Raw genomic sequence first — 21,308 nt, forward strand, 5'->3', positions numbered from 1 at the left:
TCTATCCCTCCAATAAAAAAAGCCTTTGCAAATTCGCAAAGACTTCTTGTTTTATAAATATTTCTCGATTTCTTCGTAAACATCCTTCAAACGAGGATTTCCTTCTCCAACAATTTCTCCATTTACAAGAACGACCGGATAAAATAAATCTTCTTCCACTACGCGCTCTGCGAATGCTTTTTTATCCGCATCTTCTTGTTCTTCTTGGAAATCAATATACTCGAAATTAAATTTATTTTCTTGTCCTTCATATTTACGACCAATTGCCGCTTGTAACCATTCAAACGTTTCTGTTGAAGATGGCATTCCGACGCAGCTCGCACAAATTACTTTCGTCCCATACACTTGAACATTAACCATTTCTTCTCCCCCACTTCTTGTTCCAACAGTATATTCAGATGTCTTATTACATAAGCACATCATTTTACAAACTTATTCCATACCCCTATACTGAAAAAACACGATACAATATTTCGACAATAAAACAAGAAGAGAAAAAATAGATTTTCCCCTCTATCTTGATTATAATAAAACTGATGAAAGGAGTCGATAAAAATGGAAAACCCACATATGCAAGAACAAGTATTAGAAGTATTAGATAAATTACGTCCATTCTTACTTCGCGATGGCGGAGACGTTGAATTAGTAGACATTGAAGAAGGTATCGTAAAACTACGCCTTATGGGTGCATGCGGAAGCTGCCCAAGTTCTACAATCACACTAAAAGCTGGTATCGAGCGCGCGTTACTTGAAGAAGTACCAGGCGTTATTGAAGTAGAACAAGTATTTTAATCTAAAAGCGGAAGCGGCTCGTTCAGAACAGGAGGTCATTGGAGCTCCTTCCTGTGAGGCGCTTTTTGCCTCACAGGAAGGCGCGAAATGGCCGACTGTTCTAGCCGCTTCCTAAAAAGAGACCCATTTGGGTCTCCTTTTTTTATTCAAATCACATTTATCCGTTAACATCATAAAACAAAATTGGAAATCCTTCTCAAAAAATGCGATAATTAATACTATATAGTGAATCGTTCACACATATACAGTAAGAAAACATAGGGGGATGACACATGCCAAGAATGGGAAACACTTTTTTAACAATTCAAGAACTAGAAAAGAAAAAAGAGTATTTATTAGGCCTTTCATCCGTTATACCAACATGGAATACAAGCTATCAATTTTTATTTAAAGAAATCCAGCAAGAATTATTGGGTAAAGTAAATGAAAAACTCGAAAGACATCAATTCGTTTTAAATATATGTACAGATCAACAGGTAGGGGCATAATGTATTACATAAAATTGTGGTATAAAAAAGAGGCCTCCAGCGGTCTCTTTTTTATACGTTTAAGATAGCCAATCTAATTTTCTAATCCCAAGCTTATCTACTGGTAAACGAAGTGAGCCATAAAAATGCTTCATAAATTGCTCTGAGCGGTTCACATCGTGTAAAATGGCTTCTAAGCGATCTCTATATATGCTTTTTTGTTCTTCGTTTCCAGTTTGATAATATCGTTCGACCGTTTCAAAATAGTGCAGCGGGAACAGGAGCCTTGCAAATAATAAGCGCCAGCCAAATGAGGATAGCGAATAATTGCGTTCATAATCTGTAACAAATTGAATTATTGTTTGCTCCCAGTCTTTCTTTTTTTCTATCATCATATAGCGAATTAATTCTGCCATATCTCGAGTTGGGTGATCATACACCCAATCAAAAGGAAGTTTGAGCCGCTTCGTTTGATGCCATAATAAAGGTGTGAATCGTTCTTGGCAAATTGTTGCTGCATCCGTTAGTTGCGGCGTATCATCCATTTCTGTATCGACAACATATTGAATTGCATTTTCTGCAACTCCTAAGTAATACGGGAAGGATTCAATAAACAATTGATCGAATACATCTGAAGGGTGGTTCATCACTTGTGATTGCCAAAACTTTTCTAATTGATCGAGCCTTTTTTCCCATAACGCTTTCCATTCACCAATGCGGCTTAATTGCTCAATTTCTTCTGGAAAGAATGCACCTCGTTTATGGAATATAGAAAGCTCACTTCCTAATGACATAGCATGTCGTTCTAACGTGCGCATACCTTTTAATAAGCAGTAATTTTGTTCTTCTATCTCACTTACATAGTAGCCGTGTATAGTCGGAACGAAAGTCGCTACAGTTATATCCCCTTGCTGGTTCATATAATCACTGAGCTTTTTCATCTCTACAAGTACTTCTTCCTCCATTTCTCCAATTGGAACAAGTACATAAATTTTGTTGCGAATCCAAAAGCTTTTATAGGGGCCAAGGGGGATTAATTCTTTAACATGCATGTGATAATGCTCATAAATATGCTGAATCATCGCAGTCGCCACCTATGGTTTTTCTTTATATATATGAGCTTGTGCTCGCCTTTCATTCCTATGCACATGATAAAGCAACGAAACGTATACAAATACTAAAAAGAAAAAAAGGTGATAAACATGAAAGAATCAAATCAACTACAAGAAAGAGCATTACAACTATTACAAGAACGCGGTGTAACAATTGACGATATTGCTGAACTTGTTCATTTTCTTCAAAAAAAATATCATCCAAATTTAGAGATGTCAGAATGCCGTTACAATGTAGAACGTGTACTATCAAAACGTGAAGTACAAAACGCACTGATTACTGGTATCGAGCTTGATGTCCTTGCTGAAAAGGGAATGCTAAGTGAGCCGTTACAAGATATCGTAAAACGTGATGAAGGCTTATACGGAATTGATGAAGTTATCGCACTTTCTATCGTGAATGTATACGGATCTATCGGTTTCACGAACTTTGGATATATCGATAAATTAAAACCTGGTATTTTAGAATACTTAAATGATAAATCAACTGGAAAAGTGCACACGTTCCTTGACGATATCGTTGGCGGAATTGCTGCCGCTGCCTCAAGCCGTTTAGCGCACCGAGCTGATCACTCGGAATAATAATGTTTTCTAGACCGTCAGTTTCATGCTGACGGTCTTTCGTATTCCATAAGCATAAATTCTCTTCCACGACTCAAAAAAATAGGCCCTTGCTTAAATCCGATATTTTTATATAGCGTAATCGCTCTTGTATTAAATGTTGCTACACTTAATCGAAACATTTTCGAATTAAATTCCTTAGCAGCAAACGCTATTCCAGCTTGAAAAAACATTTCTCCCATGCCCTTCCCTGTTAAATCTGGCTTCATGCCAAGTCCGATATCAATCATATCTTCTCCACCATATAAATGAGCATCTCTTCCACCTGGTACTTGTGCATTTTCTCCAAAACAAAAATAGCCGATGAACTCTCCATTATCGTTACAACAGCCATAATACGTTCCATCTAATAGCTCTTCTATTACTTCTTTCTCGCCTGAAAAACTATATAAACTATATGGTTCCTCGTACGTCCACGTATTTATCTCATTTGCTTCTTCCTCTGTTAACTTATGTATATCCACTTTCTCTTTCCCCCTATTATATTCCTATTAACAATATTCGATATTCATCTTATAATTCATCTTTCTCAATATATTTTTTTAATTTCTCGCTTCATTTTATGGAAGATTTTCCTTATTATGTTACGATTAAACAGAATCATTACAAATAAGGTGGTGACAATGTGAATTACTTTTCTTATCTCTCCTCAGAAGAACGGCAAAATTTTTTCTATAAAGAACCTCTTAGTTTTTCAAAAAATATAGGGAAAGAACAACTAGCTTACGCACTAGGGGCTACACTATATACTCCTGGCACGAAAGAAACGATTGCAGAAGATATAATTAGAAAGAAACATGTGGATGCTACCTCAATTATTCTTTGTCTAGAGGACGCTATCAGCGATGAGGAAGTACAACTTGCAGAGCAAAACATCGTCGTTCAAATACAGCAAATCGCCAACTTAGTCAGTGTCAACATACTAAATCAAGCAGACATCCCACTTCTTTTTATTAGAGTTCGACAGCCCAGTCAAATGAAGACAATTGTTACTGAATTAGGTAGTGCTGTTCATTGTTTATGTGGTTTTGTCTTTCCAAAATTCACACCTATTAACGGAAAGACTTATATCAATCAGCTTGCATATATAAACGAGTTATACTCATTATCGCTATATGGCATGCCGATTTTAGAATCACCAGAAATTATGTATAAGGAAACACGGGCAGAATCATTATTACAAATAAAAGATTTACTAGATTCTTATCACGATTACATCTTAAATGTACGTATTGGTGCTACTGATTTTTCAAGTATATTTAGTATTCGGCGCAATAAATACACACCTATCTATCATATTACTGTTGTCCGTGATTGTATTTCAGACATTATTAACGTTTTCTCAAGGGCAACAAATGAATATATTATTTCAGGATGTGTATGGGAATATTTTTCTAATGATCATGAAGAAGGGCTTATTCAAGAGGTATCACTTGACCATGCAAATGGCTTAATCGGAAAGACAGTTATTCACCCATCTCATATTAAAGTTGTACAGGCAATGCACATTGTCACAATGGAAGATTATTTAGATGCGAGATCAATTTTACAAAATGCAGATACGTATAATGGAGTGCTAAAAAGCAGTTTTTCTAACAAAATGAATGAAGTAAAACCTCATTATGGCTGGGCTCGCAAAACCATTTTAAAATCTAATATTTACGGGGTGCTACATGAAAACAAACAATTCACCGATCTCCTTATTACAAACGCAAAGCAACACGTATAACGTTTTAAATAATATACAAGTTCATGTAGAAGTACGTGATAATCCATATAATTTAGCGCTAGACAGTCTTTTTCAAATGGCTGCGAGAATAAATAAGAAACGTAGTTTTTTATTTGTGAGTACAATCCTTGGAAAGCATCTTCCTATTAAACCTGCAGTCTCCCTATCAAGTGGAGTTGCTCTCGCTGCAAGATATATGGAAATGCTACATAATACTTCTCATCCATTTCAAAAAGAAATTTTAAATCTCATTTCATTAGAGATTCATGAAATCCCAGAGGAAGTATTTCGTTATCAATATCCTCTGCAAGAAGAAGTTTTATTCATCGGATTCGCTGAGACAGCGACAGCACTTGGTCATTCTATGTTTCAATGCTTTCAAAATGCAAAGTATGTACATACAACTAGGGAATCGATACCCCACCTAGAATCTGTCATTACATTTGAGGAAGAACATTCTCATGCAACATCGCACCGTTGTTATGTGGATGAAAGCTTTTTTCAAAACAGCAATCCTATTGTTCTCGTAGATGATGAGATGACAACAGGAAAAACAGCATTAAATATTATTAGATCGATTCAAAATAAATTCCCACGGGAAGAATATATTATTGCTTCTTTATTAGACTGGCGTTCTCATACTAATAGAAGACAATTTAAACAATTAGAAGAAGAACTTCAAATTAAGATTCATGTTATTTCTTTATTAGAAGGCAGTATTCATACAACTGGCCAACCATTGAATATTGCAAAAACAGATATTCAAATTGAAGAAAGTAAACTTAATTTCAAAAAGCATATTCTTACCTGCCCAAAATTACCCTATACATCAAATTATATAAAATATACTGGGCGATTTGGCATTTCAGCATATGAACAAAAACACATTCATTCTTTCGCTCAAGAAGCAGGAAAAACTTTAAAAAGAGAAAGAATTGGAAAACGAACACTTTGTCTCGGGACAGGTGAATTTATGTATATCCCAATGAAAATTGCTGCTGAAATGGGTGAAAATATTTTATATCAATCTACAACAAGAAGCCCTATCCATCCTGTTTCAAATGATGTGAACTACGCCATTCATAATCATTTCTCATATCCAAGTCCTGAAGATTCTACTATTACAAATTACTTTTATAATATTTCACCTCATGATTACGATGAAGTATTTGTTTTTATTGAGCGTGATTTAGGGGAAGAAGCCCTGTCTCCTCTTCTACAGCAGTTACAAACAGTTATTCCTTTTATTCATATCGTCTCATTTTCAAATAGCATAGAAAAGGAAGGTTGATAATTATGGTAAAAGTAAATTCTCATATTAGTAGTTACAATCCAAATGATGCTATTTTTCTATTAAAAGATATTAGTGATTTAATGAAAGAAAGTTCCACGGAAACTAGAGAACAAGCAATTCAAGCTGGCACACATTATTCCGAAATGTTACCAATGGAATATAAACCATCTAAAGCATATATGGATTTATTCTTTTCTTCCCTGCAACAATACAAACACAAACTAGCCATCGCTGTTGGAGTTGTCGCCGAACAGATTATACAAACTAAAGGAGCTAACCTTGTCCTCGTTTCATTAGCTCGTGCTGGTACACCTATTGGCATTCTTATCAAACGCTACATACGCTATCAATACAACCTTGATGTACCTCACTATTGTATTTCTATTGTTCGCGGACGCGGTATTGATGAAAATGCACTCCATTATATTTTGGAACATCACCCTAAAGAAACAATTCAATTCATTGATGGGTGGACTGGAAAAGGTGCAATAAAAAAAGAATTAGAATATGCAGTACACACATTTAACGAACGAAATAATACACACATTTCTCATTGTATGGCTGTGCTTGCTGATCCCGGTTACTGTACTTCAATTTACGGTACACGTGAAGATTTTCTTATTCCTAGCGCTTGCTTAAATGCAACAGTCTCTGGACTAATTAGCCGCACTGTACTAAATGACACCTATATCGGTCCAAATGATTTTCATGGTGTTAAATATTATAAAGAGCTAGAACAAGAAGACTTATCAAATTTCTTCGTTGATGAGGTAACAGAGTTATTCCCTTCTGTTCATTCTCATATAGATAATCAATTACGTTATATTACTTCAACTTACACTGATCCCTCTTGGCAGGGATTAAAAGATATACAGTCTATCCAAAATCACTTTGAAATTGACGATATTAACTTAATTAAACCAGGAGTCGGTGAAACAACTCGCGTATTACTCCGGAGAATACCGTGGAAAATTTTAATACGTAAGCAAAACAATCCCGATTTAAAGCATATTTTACTTCTCGCTAAAGAAAAGAATGTCCCAATTGAAATCTATGAGAATATGGCTTATTCATGTTGCGGGCTCATTAGGCCTCTTAGGAAGGAAACAATATGATTTTCGCCAGTGATCTTGATCAGACGCTTATTTATTCCCGGAAATCGTTTCGTGCCCCTATAGAAGATGAATCAATTCAACTCATTGAAACTTTAGATGGGAAAGAAATTTCTTTCATATCACATAAAACCATTTCACTACTAAAAAAATTACAACTGCACTCACATTTCATCCCAGTTACAACAAGAACTATTGAGCAGTTTCAGCGGATTGCTTTATTCCAAGACGAAATCATTCCCGAATACGTCATTACAAGTAATGGCGGTAATATCCTTCATAACGGGAAACAAGATGGTACTTGGAACAGGACAGTAAAAGAAAGACTATCGGTTGAATGTATAGAGAGAAACGACATACTAAAGGAATTTGGACAAATAGCTCATAAAGATTGGGTTATATCACAAAAAACAGCTGATGATCTATTCCATTATTGCATCATTAAACGGGAGAACATTCCTTATGATGAATTATCATCCTTCACTTCCTGGTTAGACAAACAAGGCTGGAATCATTCACTTCAAGGTAGGAAGCTATACTTTGTACCAAAACCAATTAACAAATGGGATGCCGTGCAATATATAAAAGAAATTTTGCAAATAGATACGATTATTACAGCTGGGGATTCTTTACTTGATTTATGCATGCTTGAAAAGGCGAACCATGCCTTCGCACCACTTCATGGTGAATTAGGAGCAATGCATGATAACTTACAATCCCATATTTTAAAAACAGACGCGATCGGCATATATGCCGCAGAAGAAATCGTAAATAAATCACTTCAAATTATTCACAGTTCATTACCTACCTCATGATTAAAATATGCACAATTGCATACGCACCACAATTAAACAAATGGTACAATTTATTTGAATCGCTGTTGCTACACTTCTTGATTAAAGAAAAGGCGCTAACACGGAAATTAGTGTCTTATCAACCTCAAGCAATTGGCACATTTTGTCATCTTAAAAGACACTCGAAAGAGTGTCTTTTTTTCTATATCCCACAAGGACTTACTCATTTCAAAGTATAAATACATAAAATAATGTAAATCATTACACGCATGAATCACTTTCTAAAAGTTATAAAGTAGATTCAAAATAAAAAAGCACTCTTAACTAGAGTGCTTTTTACTTTCAAACAAGGAGGCTACATATATGGATAGTACTCTCGTATTTAACTTCGGCATTGGTATTGTCATTATTTTATTTGTCTTTTTTGTACTTTGTATGAGCGGGGTATAAAAAGGCGATTTTCGGGCGTCTTTTTATACATATGTATTACTTGATTTCTATAAAATCAGTAACCATAATAGTTACAGATATACAAATAACTATTCACATATCCACAAATAGGAGGAAGAAAAATGAAACATGTAATCGTTTATGCACACCCAAATACAGAAAGCTTCAACCATGCGATTTTAGAAACGGTAAAAAGTGAGTTAGAAGGAAACGGTCATGAAGTACGCGTTCGCGATCTATACGAATTAAACTTCAATCCAGTATTAGGCGCTTCCGATTTCATCTCGTTTTCTCAAGGAAACACACCAGAAGATATTAAAGAAGAGCAAGAGCATATCTCTTGGGCTGATAGCATTACATTCATTTATCCAGTTTGGTGGGCGGGACTTCCAGCTATTTTAAAAGGATACGTTGACCGTGTATTTAGCCACGGCTTCGCTTATGCTTACGGTGAAAACGGTATTGAAAAGTTATTAAGCGGTAAAAAGGGCTTATTATTATCTACAATGGGAAATTCGAAAGAAGCATACACAGCAGGCGGTATGTTTGACGCAATGAAGAAAACAGTGGATGTTGGTATTTTTGAATTTACAGGCATTGAAACAATTGAGCATACATTCTATACGAGTGTTCCGTCTGTGGATGACAGTGTGCGTAAACAATATCTTGAAGAAGTTAAAGATGTTGTGAATCGTGCATTCTAATAAAATTATATCAGCGATTTTTTTAATATATCAGCGCAACTCAGATTATATCGGCGATTTTTCAAATATATCGACTTACCTACAAAAATCGACACTAGTCACAACTGAATGTTAGCCCACACCAATCGGGCTCCCCGCAAATATCAGAAAAAAAGCTGTTCCAAAGTTTGGAACAGCTTTCTTCATTACATCTTCTCAATCCACTCCGTCAAGTTATGCACAACTTGCGTCGGTTGTACTTCATATTCTGTTAACTTCTCCACAGTTGTGACTCCAGTGTGGACAAGAAGAGTATGCATGCCAGCATTTACTCCCGCTAAAATGTCTGTATCATAGTTATCCCCAACCATTAATGCTTCATCTTTTCCTATACCAAGAACTTTTAACGCTTGTTCCATGATGATTGATTCTGGTTTTCCGATAAAGATTGGATCCACACCTGTTGATACTGCTACAACTGATGTTAATGAACCGTTACCTGGTAATAATCCGCGCTCAGTCGGAATGGCGATATCTCCATTTGTAGAAATAAACGTTGCGCCGTTACGCACAGCAAGACATGCTTTTGCTAATTTTTCATATGTGATGTCACGATCTAAACCGACAACAACGAAATCAGGATTTTCATCCACAAGTTCAAATCCTTTTTCCACAAGTGCATCGTGTAAGCCTTCTTCACCAATCATATATACAGTTGCATCTTGTTTACGTTCATAAATGAAGTTCGCAGTCGCCATACTCGTTGTGAATACTTGCTCCGCTTTCGCTGGAATATCGAAACGAACAAGCTTTTCTGCCACTTGTTCTGGTTTGCGAGTTGAGTTATTCGTAACGAATAAATATGGAATGCCGCGCTCTCCTAATGCTTTGACGAAGTCGCTTGCTTCTTCAATTTGTTCTTCCCCGCGATACATCGTACCGTCTAAGTCAATTAAGTAACCTTTATACATCGATTATGTCTCTCCTTCTATGCTAACGTTCTCACCTTATCATACCACTCTTATATTACCCGCTTTTCCAAAAGAAAAAAACGCTTTACCTTAAAGCGCCCCATAACGTTCATTTTTTCTCTTTTATTTGGTAAGAACAACTACAATCGCCCTCGCACATGTTTGCTAGCGTTTTCACATCTGCGTTCGTAAATAAACGCTTATACATCTCTTTTTCATCTTCACATACTTGCGGGAATCTCTCTGCAATTTCTTTTAACGGACAGTTTTGTTTTTCAATTACGAAAGATTTCTCTCCATCTCTCTTTATTTGAACCATATAACCATTTTTCTCTTGCATAGCTGCTATCTCTTGCACTTTATATGCTAAATTCTTTTGATTACTCACTCGCTTTTGCAACTGTTCTTCCATACGCTTCGTTCTTTCTTTTAAAACATATTGAAGTATTTTTTCATCGCCCATCCGAGCTAAATCTTCTAGCATATCAATCGCAAATTGCTTATACTCTTTCGGGAATGTATCTTCTCCCTTTTCACTTAATCCATACAAATAAGTTGGTCTTCCGACATGTTGCCTTACCATCTTAGAATAAATGAGTCCATCTTTCTCAAGATTACTTAAATGTCTTCTGATTGCCATTTCTGTAATCTCTAAAACGTCAGCTAGTTCCGCTACTGTGTGCTCTCCCTTTACTTTCAACAATTGTACAATCTCGTCTTTCGTAGTACGTGCTTCCCCCATACTTCACCCTTCTCCCTTTTCTTTCTCACATACAATATAAGATCCCCAAAAGGCATTCTCTGGGGATCTTATAAGCATAATTATTCTGGTACAAATGCAGATACAGGTCCTAATTCCTTTTCTAAATAACTGCGAATATTTGCTGGGTATTTTTCTACCACTGCAATATGTTTTTGAATCGTCTTATATAATTCATCATGATTCATTTGAATATAATCTTGCGTAAGCATTTTTCGAAGAAGGATAATTTCTTTCATCCCTTGTCCATCTTCTTCACTTATCACTCGCTCATCCATTAAAATATCAATAATATCTTCATAGCTTCCTGGATCGCGCATAATAAATCCATCAATCATCGCATTTCCTACATCTAATACAGTATCAATAATAAGATGGGCTATGCGCTCTAATGCGTAAAATTCAAACTCGGTTTCATATATCTTTTTCTCTTGAAATGTACTTGTTGCTCGTTCTAAACATACTAGCATTTGTTCTATTTTCTTTCTGTCTACAAAATACATGAATGTCACCTACCTGGAAATTAAAGCATTTACATTTTAATTGTAACGCTTTCTTCTGAAAAAATCGACAATTTTTCGAATTCACCTTTTCTCCGTTATTTGTTATAGTTATATTTGTATGATTTTTGAAATTGGAGGAATGGAATCTTGGAACGTGAACTCGCACTAGAAATTGTCCGTGTAACAGAAGCAGCAGCATTAGCATCCGCACAGTGGATGGGCCGCGGAAAGAAGAACGAAGCAGATGATGCAGCAACTACAGCAATGCGTGATATGTTTGATTCAGTAAACATGGCAGGTACAGTTGTAATCGGTGAAGGAGAACTTGATGAAGCACCGATGTTGTATATTGGTGAAGAACTAGGAACAGGTAACGGTCCAGAAGTAGACATCGCCGTTGACCCATTAGAAGGTACAAACATCGTTGCAAAAGGTCTTGCAAATGCAATGGCAGTTATTGCAATCGCAGACAAAGGGAACCTTCTTCATGCTCCTGATATGTACATGGAAAAAATCGCGGTTGGTCCAAAAGCAGCTGGTAAAATTAGCTTAGATGATCCAATTGAAAAAACAATTGAAATTGTAGCAGAAGCTAACAATAAAAAGATTCGCGATCTAACAGTTATCGTTCAAGAACGTGAGCGTCATCAAGATATTATTGACCGTGTTCGTGCAAAAGGTGCACGCGTAAAATTATTTGGTGACGGTGATGTTGGTGCGTCAATCGCAACAGCACTACCTGGAACGGGTATCGACTTATTCGTAGGTATTGGCGGAGCTCCAGAAGGTGTTATTTCTGCAGCAGCATTAAAGTGCCTTGAAGGTGAAATGCAAGCTCGCTTAGTTCCAATGAACGAAGAAGAAGAAGCTCGTTGTCGTGAAATGGGATTAGAAGACCCTCGTCAACTTCTTATGCTAGATGACTTAGTATCTGGGGATGATGCAATCTTCTCAGCAACTGGTGTATCTGCTGGTGAGTTATTAGACGGTGTTAAATTCCTTGGCGGAGATTTAGCTGAAACATACTCTATCGTAATGCGTTACAAAACAAGAACAGTACGATTCATTAAAACGCATCACCATTTAGATCATAAACCACACTTAAACTTAGATATTTAATAAAGGAGCCATGTGTATGGAAGAACGTTTCTTTCTGTACGACGACACTGTCGCTACAAAAACTCGTTTCGTTAGCTTTATGGGAGAAAATGAGCGTCATGATTTAGCGCTTTTATACTCCGATCGTCATTACGGTAAAACAATTGTCCTTGATATGCAAAGTAATAAATTTGCAATCATCGGTGCTGACGATTTAAACGAACCAGGCTACTTAGAGCACGCATTTTCTATGACTGAAGAAATCGCAGAAGAACTACGCTCATTTTTATTTGAACTTATATAATTCATCGTATGCACCAGCTATTTTAGCTGGTGTTTTTTCATTATAAGAGTTTAGAATTTTCAATCTTCTATGTTATAATTAAGAATAAATCTATTTGGATAGAAAGGACGTTTACTACGTATGCCAACAACTACTTTGTAATGGACCAGCAATTGGATAGCATTACTCTCAAAAAAGCACCATGCTTTTTTCAAGGGAGTAGTCTGCCCATTCCCATTACAAAGGAGCGTAACGCATCTGTAGTATGATGTTTACGGAGCTTCCTAAGGGAATCTCCTTTTATTTTTGTCTATTTCTCATGTCTTCATACTACAAGACATCCAAATAGCTGTATTACGTTCCTTTACCACTAAAATAAGAGGTGAAGGAAAATGCAGAAAGTACAAATTTCTTGGAGTTTATATGAAAACGAGCAAAACACAATCGAAAAATATTGTAAAAATTGCAGACGCACTACCCTATTTACTGATACAAATATTCGTAGGCATAACGCCAACGGAAAAAATATATACCGCTTTGCTATTTATAAATGTCCGAAAGATCACACGTGGAATCAAAAACTTCGTATTTATAAAGCATTTACTGAACATGTTGAAACAGTCGATATGACTCAGCAAGATCAAATAGAAACAACTACTACCATTTCCATTACGCAACATAGAGAAAGTGGCATAGCTGAAATCACGATCGTATTAGATATCGTTTTCGGTTCCCACCGAATGGATAAGGCCTTATCCACATATATCTCTGATTGGAGCCGTACACTCATTGTGGATAAAATTAAAAATGGGGATATTCAATTGAACGGAAAACAAATGAAACCAAATGCAATACTTTCTGAAGGTGATCATATCTCGATTTGTTTGTAAGCGAGCATATGCCAAAAATCCTCTTACAATTGTAAGAGGATTTTTTTATTTCTTCACTTTTCGTAGTACAAAATGTGCACAACCGAAGTTACAGTACTCGTATAAATACTCCGTTAACGTACTAATTTTCGTATCATATGTCGCACGTTGGTTACTATCATCAAAGAATCCGCGCAATCTAAGTTGCTCATATCCCCAGTCCCCAACGATGTAATCATATTTATTTAAAATTTCTGCATAGCGCTCTTTAAATGCTTCTTCACTAAAACCGTCACGAAAGTTTTTAATTACTTCGTACTGTACATTATTAATGCTCACCGTAGCATGAATCTCTTGCTCTTGCTTTTGCTCCATCATTAACTTCCTCTCTAAGCATTCTTCTTTTTATCGTATCACAAAGCATAACAACCAACAATTTCAAATACAAAAAATTGCAAATTAGTACATGCTATGGAGAAGGAGGTGATACATCGTGAAAAAACAAATTTTACTTTCCCTTCTCACTGTTTCCTTATTTGCAGGCTGCCAAACAAATAATAAAGCCGAAATGGAGCGCGAAGAAGGAAGCCGTGTTCTTGTTTCCAATAAAAACGACATGTATCATACAGAAAATACAAATACAAGGCTCACGAGAGTCGGTTATTCTTCTAAACAAAAACATGAAGTATCTAACAAACAAGTAGGGGCCATTAATCGGGAGAAGGTCGCTGAAATGATTACAAGCATGACAGTCAAACTTCCTGACGTTACAAACGCTGCTACACTCGTTACTGATGATGAAGTGTTCGTTGTATACCGTGCAAACACAACGGATCCGAAACTTGTAGCAGATCAAGTATATAAAGCTGCTTTGTCCATCGTCCCTCGCTATTATAAAGCATATGTATCAACAGACCAAAAGTTGATTTCCCAAATTCAAGGCCTTCAATCTGGCGCATTAAATGATACAGAATATACGCAAAGCCTCGATATGTTAAAACGTGAAATGAGTAAAAATCCTCATTTGAACAATACGGGGGATCAAACTTTAAATGATATGATTAAAAAGTAAAACAGGTGGAGAAAATCTCCACCTGTTTTACTTTTTATTACGATCCGCATAAACTTCCATCGCATCACACATAAACTGCGCTAACCCCTCACCAAACTTATCGATATTTTTCGTGAAGCGCTCATCAGCGACATACATTTGACCGAGTCCCTTAAAAGCGTCTAATGAATAGTAACTAAAGTTTTGCAAGTAATCGTACCATACTTTGATCGCTGCCTGCGCCTCTTTAGAATCTGGTGCACCGTGTCTCAGTACCGCTAAATTTCTATAAATAGTATTAAACTCTTCTTGGTTCTCTTTTGACATACCTTTTGCATATTCGTTCGCTTTATCTACAGCTGCGTCTCCCCATTTTTCACGTGCTTCTTCTTCATATGGGTTATGGCTGAAATCGAATCCTTCAAATTTCTCTTTGTTCGTCATTTCAATCTCTCCTTTTGTATGCTGAATTGTTTTATCAATCGTCGCAATCACCTTATCTAATCTGGCACGCTTTTCAATAAGCATTTTCTTATGAAGCTGTAGTGCCTCTTCGCGATCAAATGATGGACTCATGATAATTTCTTTAATTTTCTTCAAAGGGAAGCCAAGCTCTTTAAAAAACAAAATTTGCTGCAATATCTCTAAATTTTCATTGGAATACAGACGATATCCAGACTCTGTCGTCTCGTCTGGGGTTAACAACCCAATTTCATCGTAATGATGCAGTGTGCGCACACTAATTCCAACTAAATCAGCTACTTCTTTTACTCTCATTGTCATTTGTATCTCCCCCTTAGTACATACGATAAAGTATGACGCAACGTTAGAGTCAATAAGTAAATTCATTTTCTTTCTAAAAGTTTCATCTCTCCCGTATTTCATGCATAATAGATATGTACATATATTAGAAAGCGGTGAAAGTATGGTTTCAAATACTGTAATTGCCAGCATCATATTTCAACTCATTGTCTCGATTCTGGTCCCAATTATCACACTCGTTTATTTCCGTAAAAAATATAATATTAATTGGAAAGTGGTCGGCATTGGTGTTCTTATCTTTATCGGATTTACCCAAATTCTTGAAACACCATTCCACCTATTTATGCGCGGTAATCCAACAATCGCTCCATTTTTAGAAAATCCGTTTGCCTTCGCAATTTATGGCGGATTGACTGCTGGTATTTTTGAAGAATTAGGACGCTTCGTTGCCTTCTTCTTCTTACTAAAAAAATATCTAGAATATAAAGATGGCTTCGCTTATGGAATTGGTCACGGCGGAATTGAATCTATTTTAATTGGCGGTTTTTCTGCATTACAAGCATTAATCTTTGCTAATTCTATTAACGATGGTAGCTTCGCTCGACTAATTGAACAAAAACCCGAACTCAGCATTTTACAAGACATGTTAATTCAGCAACCTGCCTACTTATACTTCCTTGGTAGCTTAGAAAGAATTATGGCACTCGTGCTTCAAATCGCCTTTACAATGCTTGTTTTATACGCAGTAAAACAGAAGAAATATATCTTCCTAGTATACGCTATACTATTCCACGCATTTGTAGACTTCTTTGCGGCACTTTACCAAACAAAGACAATCAATATCTTTGTTGCCGAAGGAATTACACTTCTCTGTACAATTGGTGCTGTCGTTCTTATTCGCAAAATGAAAGAGAAATTAATGAGTGTACCAGAGTAAAAAAATAACCCACCGGTTGGTGGGTTATTTTTTATAAGGACTATCACAATGATGATAACTTTTGCCCTCCTTTAGCTCCCTCTTTGTTTCTGCATCTATAACGATGTACTTATGAAACTCTTCTACTTCATTTTGAGTAAAAGAAGCGAAAAAATAAACTTGGCGATCAGGGTGAACAAAAAAATCTTGAAGCACCACTCTACTTCGACAACCGACAGCTGTTTTTTGCCTAAAAGAAAATTCTTCATCAGGCACTTCTTTAAATAAGATTTTTTTCCGAACACTATATGCTGCATTTTTATATTCTTTATAGATTTTCTTATCTAACTGTTTATAAAAAACATCCTCACTCACAAATGACTTATTTCGATTGATTGGATAATTTAGTTTTTGGTTGGATTCTGCATATGTTGTGGACAATTGCGCAAGAAAACAAATAATGAATACGATACATATCATTTTTTTCATCATTGCACCTCAATTTTTTATTATCCACATTACTTTTCCACATATTTAAATCCATATGCTGCTTCCAATAAAAAGGAATTATTTCCACATTTGTCGAAGTATATAGCGTCAACTTGAAAGATGGGGATGAATTATGAAGAAAATTATTGTAATACGACATTGTTCAGCAACTGGGCAAAAACGTGATGATGAATTAACGACCGATGGAAAAGACCAAGCAAACACCCTTGCTACATTCCTCTTAGAAAATCATCTACAAATCGATCATATTATTTCAAGCCCATTTGTCCGAGCTATCGATTCCATTCGGCCCTATGCGCTCCAAGCTAACTTATCTATCCAAGAAGATGAACGATTAACTGAACGCATATTGAGCAACGTTCCAATGGATGATTGGATGCAAAAACTAGAATCCACTTTTACGAACATAGATATTGCCTTTTCAGGCGGAGAGTCAACAAAACAAGCAACAGACCGTGCCATATCGCTTATTCAAGATGTTTTACAATTAAACCATACGACAACACTACTTGTTACACACGGCAATTTACTTACACTCATTTTAAAGCATTTTGATCATACGATTGGCTTTAATGAATGGAGAACTTTAACGAATCCTGATATTTACGAAATTACAATCGACGAACAATGTATCATAACACGCTTATGGAAAGCATCGTCCAAGTAATATCCCTTTCCAAAACATTCAGTTGACGCCACGAGAAGAGACTGTTCTAACAATAGAAAGGGGTATTATTTCATATGTACGAAGACGTACTTGCTCTACTACATAAAACAAATGTTTCTTATGAAAAGTTCGAACACGAACCGGTACTCGATTATGAGACAGATCGGATTGTACGTGAGAGACTTGGCTTACAAGGTACTCCAAGTAAAAGCTTATTTTTAAAATCAACATCTGGAAATTTTTACGTGTTTTTTACGTTAGAAGGAACTCGGCTTAACCGAGGAGAGATGAAAGAAATAACTGGAGAACGCTTATCGCTCTGTTCTCCTGATGAACTAAGAATGGAAACTGGCTGTACTCCAGGATGTGTAGCTCCTTTTGGTTATTCACAAGATGTAACAATTATTGTGGACAGTTCCGTTTATACGTACGATAAAATTTTAATTACACCTGGTGTTCCTGAATTTACAATTGAATTATCCACAGAAGAATTAAAAAAGATTTTATTAACATGTCCAAATACCGTTTTAGAGTACAAACAAAAAGAGAGCTAATCGTTAGCTCTCTTTTTTCATTATTTAGCTTCTGCTGTTTTTTCTTTTGCAGAACGTACTTGCTCGTCCGCATGGTAAGAAGAACGCACAAGTGGGCCAGCTTCACAGTGGCTAAATCCTTTGCTAAGTGCAATTTCTTTAAGCTCTGCAAATTCTGCTGGTGGATAATATTTAATAACTGGTAAATGCTTCTTAGATGGTTGTAGATATTGTCCAAGAGTTAAAATATCCACATTGTTTGCACGTAAGTCATCCATTGCTTCAATTAAATCTTCTCTTGTTTCACCTAAGCCGACCATAATGCTCGATTTAGTTGGAATATCAGGCTGCATTTCTTTTGCTCGACGTAAAAACTCTAATGAACGATCATATTTTGCTCTAGCGCGAACTCGGTTAGATAATCGACGTACTGTTTCAATGTTATGGTTTAAAATATCTGGTTTTGCATCCATTAACATTTTTAAGTTTTCTTCTACCCCAGCCATATCAGATGGTAATACTTCGATAGACGTGAATGGGTTTTTACGACGTACTGCTCGTACTGTTTCAGCAAAAACAGCTGCTCCGCCGTCCTTTAAATCATCACGTGCAACCGCTGTTATAACAACGTGCTTTAAGCCCATTTGTACTACTGAATCTGCTACGCGTTCTGGTTCTTGTAAATCAAGCTCAGTTGGTAAGCCTGTTTTAACCGCACAAAAACGACAAGCACGTGTACAAACCGCACCTAAAATCATAAATGTTGCTGTTTTTCTTACAGCCCAGCATTCATGAATATTCGGACATTTTGCCTCTTCACAAACGGTATGAAGATTCTTAGAACGCATCATTTTCTTTAAGCCTGTATAGTTTTCATTCGTGTTTAACTTAATTTTCAACCATTCGGGCTTGCGCTTATATTCTGTTTGTTTTGTCATGGTTATCAACTCCGCACAATATGAAATAGTTTACCGTGTTCGCTTCTTTCAATGTAACATATCTATTCTAACGTATGAAAGCGATTTGCTCAAATGAAGATTCTAAGATTTTTTCCAATCGTTCCCTATAATGAAATACTCCGTATATCCCACACTAAAAAGAGTGATGTTGTGAAAGGAGTCTATTTCATGCTTCGAAAAATTTCTCTTTTGCTTTCTATTTGTTTTCTTCTCCACCAAAACATCGCTTACGGTGAAGATAATCAGCAAAGCATATACGAAAAGCGCATGGCACTATATAAAGAAACCGAGCAGTCTTCAGGCATTCCATGGTATTACTTAGCTGCAATGGATCAATATGAAAGAAATATACGGAGCGTAAGAAAAGATATTCCCAAAAAACCAGATGCCATCATTTCCCTTTATTTCAAACCAGAAATATGGGCTGGACCTGTTAATAGTAACGATACTCTCCCCCATACAATTTCTCTATTTGGCGGAATAGGTTTAGATGGTGACAAAGATGGATTTGCAAATGCAAATAGCGACCGTGATCTTCTGCATACCGCAGCGACTATTTTAAGGAAACAAGGAACGTCAGAAGACCGTATTAAAATTATGCTTTGGGAATATTATAGACGTGCAAAAACAGTTGATTTAATTAGCGAATACGCCCAAATTTATAAACATTATGGACGTATTAATTTAGAAGGAAATGCTTTTCCTCTTCCGATTCGTAGTGACCATAGTTACCGTAGTACTTTCGGTGCTGGAAGAAGTTTTGGGGGCAGACGAGTTCATGAAGGAACCGATATTTTTGCCGGATATGGCGTGCCAGTAAGATCGACTTGCTATGGCATTATTGAAACGAAAGGTTGGAACCGCCTTGGTGGATGGCGCATTGGTATTCGCGACCTTCATAACAATTACCATTATTACGCTCATTTAGGCGGGTTCTCAAAAGAAATACAGCTTGGACAAATTGTTGAGCCCGGAAAAGTAATCGGATTTGTTGGTAGCACTGGCTATGGACCCCCTGGTACAGCCGGAAAATTCCCACCCCACTTACATTTTGGCATATATAAAGACAATGGCTATACAGAATGGGCCTTCGATCCATATATGCATTTAAGCCTTTGGGAACGCAAAGAACGAGCAAATACAAAACGATAACCGTAGCGCATTGCTACGGTTATTTTTTATCCAGTAAAAGCCCGATTGATTCAAGTTTCACTTTATATGCAATTAACTATCTGTTTTCTTTTTATCAGGTACAGCAACGCTTCCGCTTCCATAATACGTAGGCACTTCCCCTTGAACGATACGCGTCGCAATCGGAACATTTTGTTTCACTGTTATCTCTTTCGTATGAAATGGAATGATTACTTGCAACGTTACTTCCATTTCCATAACAATTTGAATCGCTGTAGTGTTGATCCCATGCGGCTCAATTTTTTGTTTAATATCTGTATTCACATGCCCAATTGGCGTGAAATGAATCGGAATATCTGGTCCTATATTACCAAGAAGCGCATTATCAGTTACACGCCCAAAAGGAACTGCCATAGTCGCCCCGTTTTTTTCAGAAATACCTAGCTCCTTCAACTTCCCTTGTTCTACTTGCTGCAAATATTTTTCTATGTACGTGGTCGTTGACGTTACGATTTCATTTACTTGCTTTGTATTTAAATTAATTGTGGATACTTTCCCGTTTTTATCATTCTGTACTTTCATTAATGAATCCACATCGAATCCTTCATTAATTCGATCCTTTACCGCCTTCGTCATAATTGCCGTCGCCATTTTCTGTGTCTCTACTTCTCCATATTTAATTAAGGTCGGCTGAATACTATTATTCACAATCCACAGCCCTTGCGTAAGTAATATAACAAAAAGAATAAACGACATAAGCAGTATATACCGAAAAGCAATAGGTCCCTTTCGAAACCGCGAGTTTTTCGAGCGAAATATACTCATAAAAAAACCTCCTTCTTATATCATTTCTATGCAAGAAGGAGGGACGATATATGCTTATCTTATTTTTAATAATGCTTCTTTTCCAATCGTTCCTGCTGAAATGCCTAATGCTTCAGCTCCAGTCGTTACCGATTCTAGTGGCGCTTCAAGAAGTTGTTCAATCGTTCTTACACCAACCGCACGGCCAGCAATAATTCCTCGATCACCTAACTTCTCATTTAAAAGACCTACATCTAATGCACCACACATAATATATCCTTTATCGCTCATTACAGCTAGCAAATTCGTCTTTGGAAGTTTCACGCTAACTGCAATAAACGTATAATTATCAATTATAATTGGCTCCACATTAACCATAGTTCACACTCCTCTCTTTCTTATCTGTATGACAAGAGAAAAATGAGTGTTACAAGTTA

The 21,308-nt window shown here is 36.5% G+C and carries 28 protein-coding genes; 16 read left to right on the plus strand and 12 right to left on the minus strand.

Annotated features, from left to right (window positions below):
* Positions 1-51: 51 nt before the first annotated feature.
* On the minus strand, positions 52-360 hold the full coding sequence (locus MHI26_RS25510; protein WP_000248588.1) for a YuzD family protein: 309 nt from the start codon (positions 358-360) through the stop codon (positions 52-54).
* 195 nt (positions 361-555) lie between these two features.
* On the opposite strand from MHI26_RS25510, the gene MHI26_RS25515 reads away from it, so the two are divergent.
* On the plus strand, positions 556-792 hold the full coding sequence (locus MHI26_RS25515) for a NifU family protein (protein WP_000431159.1): 237 nt from the start codon (positions 556-558) through the stop codon (positions 790-792).
* Positions 793-1,064: 272 nt separating this feature from the next.
* A complete protein-coding gene (locus MHI26_RS25520) occupies positions 1,065-1,280 on the plus strand; it encodes a hypothetical protein (protein WP_001137789.1) in 216 nt (71 codons plus the stop codon).
* A 59-nt stretch (positions 1,281-1,339) separates the two neighbouring features.
* On the opposite strand, the gene yutH is transcribed toward MHI26_RS25520, so the two are convergent.
* Complete coding sequence (yutH, locus tag MHI26_RS25525) at positions 1,340-2,341, minus strand: spore coat putative kinase YutH (protein ID WP_000614219.1); 1,002 nt, start codon at positions 2,339-2,341, stop codon at positions 1,340-1,342.
* A 120-nt stretch (positions 2,342-2,461) separates the two neighbouring features.
* Between yutH and MHI26_RS25530 the strand changes: the two genes are divergently transcribed.
* Positions 2,462-2,953 (plus strand): phosphatidylglycerophosphatase A family protein, encoded by a 492-nt coding sequence (locus MHI26_RS25530; RefSeq protein ID WP_000665102.1) that lies wholly within the window; start codon positions 2,462-2,464, stop codon positions 2,951-2,953.
* A 23-nt stretch (positions 2,954-2,976) separates the two neighbouring features.
* On the opposite strand, the gene MHI26_RS25535 is transcribed toward MHI26_RS25530, so the two are convergent.
* Positions 2,977-3,456, minus strand: coding sequence for a GNAT family N-acetyltransferase (locus MHI26_RS25535; RefSeq protein ID WP_061666015.1), 480 nt, complete (start codon positions 3,454-3,456; stop codon positions 2,977-2,979).
* A gap of 161 nt (positions 3,457-3,617) precedes the next feature.
* Between MHI26_RS25535 and MHI26_RS25540 the strand changes: the two genes are divergently transcribed.
* The 5 genes from MHI26_RS25540 to MHI26_RS25560 all read left to right on the plus strand — a co-directional run bounded on the left by MHI26_RS25540 (position 3,618) and on the right by MHI26_RS25560 (position 9,075).
* Positions 3,618-4,721: an HpcH/HpaI aldolase/citrate lyase family protein gene (locus tag MHI26_RS25540; RefSeq protein ID WP_061666016.1), complete on the plus strand. Its 1,104-nt coding sequence runs from the start codon at positions 3,618-3,620 to the stop codon at positions 4,719-4,721.
* Positions 4,666-6,012, plus strand: coding sequence for a phosphoribosyltransferase family protein (locus MHI26_RS25545; protein WP_061666017.1), 1,347 nt, complete (start codon positions 4,666-4,668; stop codon positions 6,010-6,012). The genes MHI26_RS25540 and MHI26_RS25545 overlap by 56 nt, the downstream gene beginning before the upstream one ends.
* A gap of 5 nt (positions 6,013-6,017) precedes the next feature.
* The gene (locus tag MHI26_RS25550; protein WP_061666018.1) at positions 6,018-7,130 is read left to right on the plus strand and encodes a cysteine protease StiP family protein; all 1,113 of its coding nucleotides are present in this window, start codon (positions 6,018-6,020) and stop codon (positions 7,128-7,130) included.
* Positions 7,127-7,942 carry an HAD family hydrolase gene (locus tag MHI26_RS25555; protein ID WP_000575378.1) on the plus strand — a complete coding sequence of 272 codons (816 nt, stop codon included), beginning with the start codon at positions 7,127-7,129 and terminating at the stop codon, positions 7,940-7,942. Before MHI26_RS25550 ends, MHI26_RS25555 begins: the two co-directional genes overlap by 4 nt.
* Before the next feature lie 551 nt (positions 7,943-8,493).
* A complete protein-coding gene (locus MHI26_RS25560; protein ID WP_000683450.1) occupies positions 8,494-9,075 on the plus strand; it encodes an NAD(P)H-dependent oxidoreductase in 582 nt (193 codons plus the stop codon).
* A gap of 185 nt (positions 9,076-9,260) precedes the next feature.
* On the opposite strand, the gene MHI26_RS25565 is transcribed toward MHI26_RS25560, so the two are convergent.
* From MHI26_RS25565 to MHI26_RS25575, 3 genes are all read right to left on the minus strand, one after another.
* Complete coding sequence (locus MHI26_RS25565; RefSeq protein WP_000276470.1) at positions 9,261-10,025, minus strand: TIGR01457 family HAD-type hydrolase; 765 nt, start codon at positions 10,023-10,025, stop codon at positions 9,261-9,263.
* Between the two features lie 109 nt (positions 10,026-10,134).
* Positions 10,135-10,767, minus strand: a complete 633-nt coding sequence (locus tag MHI26_RS25570) for a helix-turn-helix transcriptional regulator (RefSeq protein WP_061666019.1) — start codon at positions 10,765-10,767, stop codon at positions 10,135-10,137.
* Between the two features lie 80 nt (positions 10,768-10,847).
* A complete protein-coding gene (locus MHI26_RS25575; RefSeq protein ID WP_000274010.1) occupies positions 10,848-11,288 on the minus strand; it encodes a DUF86 domain-containing protein in 441 nt (146 codons plus the stop codon).
* A 147-nt stretch (positions 11,289-11,435) separates the two neighbouring features.
* On the opposite strand from MHI26_RS25575, the gene glpX reads away from it, so the two are divergent.
* The 3 genes from glpX (at position 11,436) to MHI26_RS25590 (ending at position 13,559) form a co-directional block, all read left to right on the plus strand.
* Complete coding sequence (glpX, locus tag MHI26_RS25580) at positions 11,436-12,407, plus strand: class II fructose-bisphosphatase (RefSeq protein ID WP_000439090.1); 972 nt, start codon at positions 11,436-11,438, stop codon at positions 12,405-12,407.
* Between the two features lie 16 nt (positions 12,408-12,423).
* A complete protein-coding gene (locus tag MHI26_RS25585) occupies positions 12,424-12,690 on the plus strand; it encodes a DUF3055 domain-containing protein (RefSeq protein WP_000392611.1) in 267 nt (88 codons plus the stop codon).
* A 371-nt stretch (positions 12,691-13,061) separates the two neighbouring features.
* The gene (locus MHI26_RS25590; RefSeq protein WP_001174555.1) at positions 13,062-13,559 is read left to right on the plus strand and encodes a hypothetical protein; all 498 of its coding nucleotides are present in this window, start codon (positions 13,062-13,064) and stop codon (positions 13,557-13,559) included.
* 45 nt (positions 13,560-13,604) lie between these two features.
* Here MHI26_RS25590 and MHI26_RS25595 read toward each other — a convergent pair whose 3' ends face one another.
* A complete protein-coding gene (locus MHI26_RS25595; RefSeq protein ID WP_000970508.1) occupies positions 13,605-13,916 on the minus strand; it encodes a YutD family protein in 312 nt (103 codons plus the stop codon).
* A gap of 115 nt (positions 13,917-14,031) precedes the next feature.
* Here MHI26_RS25595 and MHI26_RS25600 point away from each other — a divergent pair, with 115 nt between their 5' ends.
* Positions 14,032-14,610: a YhcN/YlaJ family sporulation lipoprotein gene (locus MHI26_RS25600; RefSeq protein ID WP_000744141.1), complete on the plus strand. Its 579-nt coding sequence runs from the start codon at positions 14,032-14,034 to the stop codon at positions 14,608-14,610.
* 27 nt (positions 14,611-14,637) lie between these two features.
* Here MHI26_RS25600 and MHI26_RS25605 read toward each other — a convergent pair whose 3' ends face one another.
* Complete coding sequence (locus MHI26_RS25605; protein ID WP_000178766.1) at positions 14,638-15,372, minus strand: MerR family transcriptional regulator; 735 nt, start codon at positions 15,370-15,372, stop codon at positions 14,638-14,640.
* A 100-nt stretch (positions 15,373-15,472) separates the two neighbouring features.
* Between MHI26_RS25605 and MHI26_RS25610 the strand changes: the two genes are divergently transcribed.
* On the plus strand, positions 15,473-16,288 hold the full coding sequence (locus MHI26_RS25610) for a YhfC family intramembrane metalloprotease (protein ID WP_061666020.1): 816 nt from the start codon (positions 15,473-15,475) through the stop codon (positions 16,286-16,288).
* A 24-nt stretch (positions 16,289-16,312) separates the two neighbouring features.
* Here MHI26_RS25610 and MHI26_RS25615 read toward each other — a convergent pair whose 3' ends face one another.
* Positions 16,313-16,747 carry a hypothetical protein gene (locus MHI26_RS25615; RefSeq protein WP_308201944.1) on the minus strand — a complete coding sequence of 145 codons (435 nt, stop codon included), beginning with the start codon at positions 16,745-16,747 and terminating at the stop codon, positions 16,313-16,315.
* A 142-nt stretch (positions 16,748-16,889) separates the two neighbouring features.
* Here MHI26_RS25615 and MHI26_RS25620 point away from each other — a divergent pair, with 142 nt between their 5' ends.
* Both MHI26_RS25620 and MHI26_RS25625 read left to right on the plus strand, forming a co-directional pair.
* Complete coding sequence (locus MHI26_RS25620; RefSeq protein WP_000721053.1) at positions 16,890-17,444, plus strand: histidine phosphatase family protein; 555 nt, start codon at positions 16,890-16,892, stop codon at positions 17,442-17,444.
* A 74-nt stretch (positions 17,445-17,518) separates the two neighbouring features.
* A complete protein-coding gene (locus MHI26_RS25625; RefSeq protein ID WP_000272753.1) occupies positions 17,519-17,998 on the plus strand; it encodes a YbaK/EbsC family protein in 480 nt (159 codons plus the stop codon).
* 20 nt (positions 17,999-18,018) lie between these two features.
* On the opposite strand, the gene lipA is transcribed toward MHI26_RS25625, so the two are convergent.
* A complete protein-coding gene (gene lipA, locus MHI26_RS25630) occupies positions 18,019-18,915 on the minus strand; it encodes a lipoyl synthase (RefSeq protein ID WP_000166367.1) in 897 nt (298 codons plus the stop codon).
* Between the two features lie 189 nt (positions 18,916-19,104).
* On the opposite strand from lipA, the gene MHI26_RS25635 reads away from it, so the two are divergent.
* Positions 19,105-20,088, plus strand: a complete 984-nt coding sequence (locus MHI26_RS25635) for a M23 family metallopeptidase (RefSeq protein WP_000944682.1) — start codon at positions 19,105-19,107, stop codon at positions 20,086-20,088.
* Positions 20,089-20,160: 72 nt separating this feature from the next.
* Here MHI26_RS25635 and yunB read toward each other — a convergent pair whose 3' ends face one another.
* Together yunB and MHI26_RS25645 are read right to left on the minus strand one after the other, a co-directional pair.
* Complete coding sequence (yunB, locus tag MHI26_RS25640; protein ID WP_000021797.1) at positions 20,161-20,892, minus strand: sporulation protein YunB; 732 nt, start codon at positions 20,890-20,892, stop codon at positions 20,161-20,163.
* A gap of 54 nt (positions 20,893-20,946) precedes the next feature.
* The gene (locus tag MHI26_RS25645) at positions 20,947-21,249 is read right to left on the minus strand and encodes a YunC family protein (RefSeq protein WP_061666021.1); all 303 of its coding nucleotides are present in this window, start codon (positions 21,247-21,249) and stop codon (positions 20,947-20,949) included.
* Between the last annotated feature and the right edge of the window lie 59 nt (positions 21,250-21,308).

This window comes from Bacillus sp. FSL K6-1218, from assembly GCF_038006445.1.
Lineage (GTDB): Bacteria > Bacillota > Bacilli > Bacillales > Bacillaceae_G > Bacillus_A > Bacillus_A thuringiensis_S.